The sequence below is a fragment of the Ensifer sp. genome (genome assembly GCF_035999135.1).
In the GTDB taxonomy this organism is placed as follows: domain Bacteria; phylum Pseudomonadota; class Alphaproteobacteria; order Rhizobiales; family Rhizobiaceae; genus Ensifer.
In genome coordinates this window covers 1-5,684 of the sequence record NZ_DASYGZ010000053.1, presented here as the reverse complement: position 1 = coordinate 5,684, position 5,684 = coordinate 1, and the positions used below count along the sequence as shown (strand labels likewise).

The 5,684-nt window shown below is 63.2% G+C and carries 7 protein-coding genes; 2 read left to right on the top strand and 5 right to left on the bottom strand.

Annotated features, from left to right (window positions below; translation table 11 throughout):
* Positions 1–292: 292 nt before the first annotated feature.
* The 4 genes from VGO12_RS05535 to VGO12_RS05520 form a co-directional block, all read right to left on the bottom strand.
* Positions 293–1,084 carry a rhomboid family intramembrane serine protease gene (locus VGO12_RS05535; protein ID WP_327511727.1) on the bottom strand — a complete coding sequence of 264 codons (792 nt, stop codon included), beginning with the start codon at positions 1,082–1,084 and terminating at the stop codon, positions 293–295.
* 72 nt (positions 1,085–1,156) lie between these two features.
* Positions 1,157–1,735, bottom strand: a complete 579-nt coding sequence (locus tag VGO12_RS05530; protein WP_327511726.1) for a cob(I)yrinic acid a,c-diamide adenosyltransferase — start codon at positions 1,733–1,735, stop codon at positions 1,157–1,159.
* 70 nt (positions 1,736–1,805) lie between these two features.
* Positions 1,806–2,009: a twin transmembrane helix small protein gene (locus tag VGO12_RS05525; protein WP_327511725.1), complete on the bottom strand. Its 204-nt coding sequence runs from the start codon at positions 2,007–2,009 to the stop codon at positions 1,806–1,808.
* Between the two features lie 24 nt (positions 2,010–2,033).
* The gene (locus VGO12_RS05520) at positions 2,034–2,867 is read right to left on the bottom strand and encodes an SDR family oxidoreductase (protein ID WP_327511724.1); all 834 of its coding nucleotides are present in this window, start codon (positions 2,865–2,867) and stop codon (positions 2,034–2,036) included.
* 174 nt (positions 2,868–3,041) lie between these two features.
* Here VGO12_RS05520 and VGO12_RS05515 point away from each other — a divergent pair, with 174 nt between their 5' ends.
* On the top strand, positions 3,042–3,950 hold the full coding sequence (locus VGO12_RS05515) for a YihY/virulence factor BrkB family protein (RefSeq protein ID WP_327511723.1): 909 nt from the start codon (positions 3,042–3,044) through the stop codon (positions 3,948–3,950).
* Here VGO12_RS05515 and gluQRS read toward each other — a convergent pair.
* Positions 3,939–4,820, bottom strand: coding sequence for a tRNA glutamyl-Q(34) synthetase GluQRS (gene gluQRS, locus VGO12_RS05510; protein WP_327511722.1), 882 nt, complete (start codon positions 4,818–4,820; stop codon positions 3,939–3,941). The genes VGO12_RS05515 and gluQRS overlap by 12 nt on opposite strands.
* Positions 4,821–4,874: 54 nt before the next feature.
* Here gluQRS and VGO12_RS05505 point away from each other — a divergent pair, with 54 nt between their 5' ends.
* Positions 4,875–5,522: a DNA-3-methyladenine glycosylase gene (locus tag VGO12_RS05505; RefSeq protein WP_327511721.1), complete on the top strand. Its 648-nt coding sequence runs from the start codon at positions 4,875–4,877 to the stop codon at positions 5,520–5,522.
* Positions 5,523–5,684 lie beyond the last annotated feature (162 nt).

Sequence of the window (5,684 nt, the reverse complement as noted above, 5' to 3'; positions counted from 1 at the left end):
TGGATTCTTCCCTCCAAGAGCTTTCGCAGGAAAATGCGCCTTAACGGAGCCGCCTGATTGTCGGTTGGCGACATCGATACGCGTTTTTTCTCCAATTACAATCGCTGTGCATGACGCTAAATCGATATAACCCCGAGAATTGGTCTTACGTTTACGTACACGTAAGATTGGCCGCGTGCAAGAGCGTGTGGGCGTCGTGACGCGGCGTTGCAGGAGCAGGGCGGCGGCTGCTCGCAAAGGCTTGAAATCGTGCGCAATCCACGCTCAACGACGGCTTCCGCAGGCGGCCGGATCAGCTCTGGCGTCCCCAGGGTATCGGCGGTTTTGTCGCATCCGGCGAGGGCTGCGGCGTGGATGTCACCGGCTCCGCCTTGTGGCGGACAGCGCGTGGCGTGACGATCGTGCGGTCGAACAGAGGCACGTCGCGGCGTCGCAAAATGACCACCAGGACGAGCCCGGCGATGATGCCGCCGACATGCGCGCTCCAGGAGACGCCGCTGCCGGGATCGACCACCAGCATGAAGAATTGCTGGCCGATCCAGAAGGCGAGCGGAATGGCAGCGGGAAGGGGCAGCGGGATGCGGAAAAACACCAGAACCCAGACGCGCACTTTCGGGTGTAGCAGGAAGTAGGCCGCAACGACGCCGGAGATCGCGCCTGATGCGCCGATCAGCGGCGCTTCGGAGGCCGGATCGAGAAGCCCGTGTGCGAGCGCTCCGGCGGCAGCGCAAAGCAGATAGAAGATCAGGTAGCGGATGTGCCCCAGCGCGTCTTCGACATTGTCGCCGAACACCCAGAGAAACAGCATGTTCATGGCGAGATGCATGAAATCGCCATGCAGGAAGGAATAGGTGACGAAGGTGAAGCCATCGGGGATGATGATCAGCGACGGATCGAGTTGGGCGTAATCGAAGATGAGGGCCGGGATATAGCCGAAGCCGAGGATTGCGGCGTTGGCGAACTCTTCGGACGCGATCGGCCCGGTGAGCAGCCAGACGACGATGTTGATGACGATCAGGCTGATCGTGACGTACTGGACCTTGATGTGCTTCAGGCTGTTCGTATCGTGAAGCGGTATGAACATGCTTTCTCCCGAAGCCCGGTCCCAACGCAAGCCACGACCCATTCAGGCCCGATGGCGACGCCGGCGTGGACGTTATCTGTTTTTTCCGGGAATCCAAAGGACATCGGCTTGACCTTTGTCATTTGCAAAGCGCGCGGCGACGAACAGGAAATCCGACAGCCGGTTGATATAGGCGATCGCGTCCGTGCTGACGATTTCCCCTTCGATCTGGGCAAGTGCCACCGTCTGCCGTTCGGCCCGGCGCGCGACGGTGCGGGCGACATGCAGCGCCGCAGAGGCAGGGCTTCCGGCCGGAAGCACGAAGGAGCGCAGGGGCTCTAGCTCCGCATTCAGACGGTCGATTTCGGTCTCGAGCCAGGTGACCTGCGCTGCCACGATCCTCAGCGGCTCGTATTGCGGCGGCTTGCCGTCATCCGGCGTGGCAAGATCGGCGCCGAGGTCGAAGAGGTCGTTCTGGATCCGCATCAGGGCTGTGTCGAGATCGGTGATGCCGGCCGTGTGCTGGCGGGCAAGGCCGATGAAGGCATTGGTCTCGTCGACGGCGCCATAGGCATCGACGCGCAGGTCGCTCTTCAGCCGGCGCGGACCCGAGACGAGCCCGGTGGTGCCGTTGTCACCCGTCCGGGTGTAGATCTTGTTGAGCTTCACCATGGCGTCGTCTTGGTCCTCTGCAGCAATTCCAGGAAAAGTGTGAAGCGGTTTTCCGTCCGGAATTGCAACTTTAGCTCGGACGGCCGCCGCCGGTGATCCACAGGGTCAGCATGATCAATGCGATCGCGATTGCCTGCAGGACCACACGCGCCTGCATCAGCTTGTTGGAGGTGCTGCCGCTGCCGCCCTTGGCCATGTTCACCAGGCCGCGGATCAGGACGATCACGACCAGACCCATGACGAACAGGGTCAGGCCGGTAAAAAAGCTGGACATCGAAGTCTTCCTTGCAAGTCTCAGTCAGCCAAGTCGGCCGATGATGCGATAAAACAACGTTGCCGGCAGGAGCTTCTTCAAAAGCGCACCCTGCCTGGCGGGTCTTGTTACAATATAATGCGGTTTCGGCCGCTTTGCCGTCAGCGCATGCTTCAAAACCGCATAAACCGCGTCAGGGCCGAGTTTTCCGGGCGCAGGCCTGCTTTCGCCCTTGAGGCGACGCATCTGTCGGTCGTATTCGACGCGGTGCACGGAGTTCTTGAGATCGATGAAGCGCTCGATATAGGTGACCGCGTTGGCGGTGAACCTCGAAGCGATCGGTCCCGGCTCGATGAGGCTGACCTCGATGCCGCTGCCGGCAAGCTCCATCTTGAGCGTCAGCGACAGGCCCTCGATCGCGAACTTGGAAGCGTTGTAGGCGCCGCGCCAGCGATAGGGCACGATGCCGAGAATGGAGGAGCATTGCACGATGCGGCCGGATCCACGCGCCCGCATTGACGGGATCACGCGGCGCGTGAGGTCATGCCAGCCGATGACGTTGGTTTCGAGCTGCAGCCGCAGCGCCTCGGTCGGCAGGTCTTCGACCGCACCCGCCTGGCCATAGGCGCCGTTGTTGAACAGCGCATCGATGCGACCGCCGGACAGTGCGAGCACCTGATCGGCCAAGGCTGCGATGGTCTCCGGCTTGGTGTAGTCCATCAGGAAGGTCTCGATGCCCTCGCTTTCAAGCGACTGGCGGTCCTCTTCGCGGCGAACGGTGGCGAACACCCGCCAGCCGTCGGCGCGCAGGGCCCGGGCGCAATGGGCGCCGATACCGGACGAACATCCGGTGACAATGATTGTGGGGCGATCCGGCATCCGGTCGATTCCTGTAGAAATCCTGCCTCCGTTTCCCATATTCATCGGCGGGATACAATTGAATTGCGCAAGGCGAACCAGCCCGCATTGCGACATCAGGAATTGTGCCGGGCCCGGGCGATACCTATGTGAGCGGACCGCCCGGGCTCGGGCGGGTATTAGGATTGGAGTGGAATGCCGGCGTTCATACGCATCACCTGGAAAGTCGTGTTCGATGCGCTCTGGCACTTCAGCCTTGACGACGGTTGGGCGATGGCGAGCCATGTCGCGCTTTCGTCGCTGCTCGCCGTCTTCCCGTTCCTGATCTTCGGCACGGCGCTCGGCAGCTTTCTCGGCGCCGATCAGTTCGCCCAGACGGCGGTGCACCTGATTTTCGATGCCTGGCCGGAATCGATCGCCAAGCCCGTCGCCGACGAGATCGTACGGGTGCTGACGATCCCGCGTGGCGGGCTCTTGACCGTGTCAGTTCTTGCCGCCGCCTACTTCGCCTCCAACGGCGTCGAGGCGCTGCGCGTCTCGCTCAACCGCGCCTACCGGGTCACCGAGAGCCGCTACTGGTACGTGACCCGGCTCGCGAGCCTCGGCTTCGTGCTCGCGGGCGTTCTGATCCTCGCCGCACTCAGCATTCTGCTGGTCGCCGTGCCGCTCGCTGTGCGCTATGCCGGACAGTGGCTGCCCTGGCTCGGCGGGGTGCTTGCGACCGTCGACAACTGGAGCCTGCCGCTCGCTTTGGTCGTGCTGACCAGCGGTCTGTTGGTGTCGCATCTCTGGCTGCCGGACGGTCACCGCAAGGTGATCGACGTGCTTCCCGGCATCGTGCTGACGCTGATCTGCTGGACGATCGGCGCCTATGCCTTCGCGTCCTATCTTGCCACCTTTGCCACCTATGTCTCGACCTATGCGGGCCTGGCCTCGATCATGATCGTGCTGGTGTTCCTCTACATGATCGCGGCGATCTTCATCATCGGCGCCGAGATCAACGCGGCCATCCTCAAATACCGGGTGAAACGCATGGTGCGACGCAGCTTCCAGTTCAGGAACGGCGGCGACGCTGCAGGCGATGATCAGGATCTAGCCGATTAGCGCCCGCACGTCCGCGGGTGTGTGACCGGCGGCGCGAAAGGCGGCGATGCCCGTGTCCTGGTTGCTCTTCGACAGCTTGCGTCCATCGGGACCAGGCACGAGGCGGTGATGGTGATAGAGCGGCTCGGGCAGGGCGAGAAGCCGCTGCAACAGCCGATGGACCGAGGTCGCATGATAGAGGTCGCGGCCGCGCACGACATGCGTCACGCCTTGCAGCGCATCGTCGACGACGACGGAGAGATGGTAGCTCGAGGGTGCATCCGAGCGCGAAAGGATGACGTCGCCCCAGGCGCCGGGGTCTGCGGCGATGGGCCCCGTCTCACCTTCGGGGCCGCTGCCGCTTTCGCTCCAGGTGAGACGGGTGTTGCCGATGAGGGCTAAGGCCTTTTCCATGTCGAGCCGCCACGCATAGGCCTTGCCGCTCGACAGGAGGCGAGCGCGGTCGCCGGCCTCAAGCTCACGTTCGCTGCCTGGATAGACTGGGCTTCCGTCCGGGTCGCGCGGCCAGGGCCCACCTGCCGCTTCAGCGGCAGAGACCGCCGCCTTGATCTCGCCGCGCGTCATGCTGGCGGGATAGACGACGCCGAGTGCGTCGAGCCGCGCCAAGGCCGAGGCATAGGCGTCGAGATGCTCCGACTGGCGCCGCACCGGTTGTTCCCAATCGAGCCCGAGCCAGGCGAGGTCCTCGAAGATCGCGGCCTCGAATTCAGGCCGGCAGCGGGTCAGGTCGATGTCCTCGATGCGCAGCAGGAAACGGCCGTCAGCACGCCTTGCCATGTCGTGGTTCAACACGGCTGAAAGCGCGTGGCCGAGATGGAGCAGCCCGTTCGGGCTGGGGGCAAAGCGGAAAACGGGTGGCGTGTCGGGCATCGTTTCCCTTTGCCATGGAAGGGGTATAAAAATCATCCGCTTTGTGGAGGCGCCATGCGGATCATCCGAACACATGAGGACATCGAAGCCGGGCTTTCCGGGTTGGTGATGCTCGACGCGCGTCTCGGGCATGTCGTCGCCCGGGCGGGCCCGGTGCCGCTCCGGCGCACCGATCCCGGTTACCGCGGGCTGGCCAGCATCATCGTGTCGCAGATGGTTTCAAAAGCGAGTGCCGCGGCGATCTGGCGGCGGATCGAGGAGCGGCTGGGCGAGGTCACCGCATCCGGCGTGATTTCGCTTACCGACGAGGACTGCCGGGCGATCGGGCTGTCACGCGCCAAGGCCGAGACGCTCCGCCGCGTGGCCGAGGTGGTGGTGGGGCGCGAAATCGATCTCGACGCCATCTGCAATGTCGAGGCGATGGAGGCCATCCGCGAACTGACCGCGATCAAGGGCGTCGGCCGCTGGACGGCCGAAGTGTACCTGCTCTTCTGCGCCGGCCACCCTGATGTGTTTCCTTCCGGCGACGTGGCGCTGCAGAATGCCATCGGCCATGGGCTTGGGCTCGATCTGCGCCCGACCGCGCGCGAAATTGATTCGCTCGCCGCCTCCTGGTCGCCCTGGCGCAGCATCGCGGCGCGTCTCTTCTGGGCCTATTACGCGCAGGAAATGCGCCGGGATGCTGTTCCTGTGACACCTTGAAGGAAAAAGCGAATCCAGCGTGCGCATTTTTGTTTCCGGCTTCACAATCCTGTTGCAACGGGCCTAATATAGAAGGTGCAGATGCCGAATCGATCAGGAGAATACGCTTGACGATTGCAGTCTCACCACAGGCCTTACCAGCGCTCGTCTTGAACGCTGACT

Bases quoted from the DNA above. Each gene is read 5' to 3' on its own strand.
- VGO12_RS05535 (WP_327511727.1), bottom strand. From the start codon at position 1,084: ATGTTCATACCGCTTCACGATACGAACAGCCTGAAGCACATCAAGGTC.
- VGO12_RS05530 (WP_327511726.1), bottom strand. From the start codon at position 1,735: ATGGTGAAGCTCAACAAGATCTACACCCGGACGGGTGACAACGGCACC.
- VGO12_RS05525 (WP_327511725.1), bottom strand. From the start codon at position 2,009: ATGTCCAGCTTTTTTACCGGCCTGACCCTGTTCGTCATGGGTCTGGTC.
- VGO12_RS05520 (WP_327511724.1), bottom strand. From the start codon at position 2,867: ATGCCGGATCGCCCCACAATCATTGTCACCGGATGTTCGTCCGGTATC.
- VGO12_RS05515 (WP_327511723.1), top strand. From the start codon at position 3,042: ATGCCGGCGTTCATACGCATCACCTGGAAAGTCGTGTTCGATGCGCTC.
- gluQRS (WP_327511722.1), bottom strand. From the start codon at position 4,820: ATGCCCGACACGCCACCCGTTTTCCGCTTTGCCCCCAGCCCGAACGGG.
- VGO12_RS05505 (WP_327511721.1), top strand. From the start codon at position 4,875: ATGCGGATCATCCGAACACATGAGGACATCGAAGCCGGGCTTTCCGGG.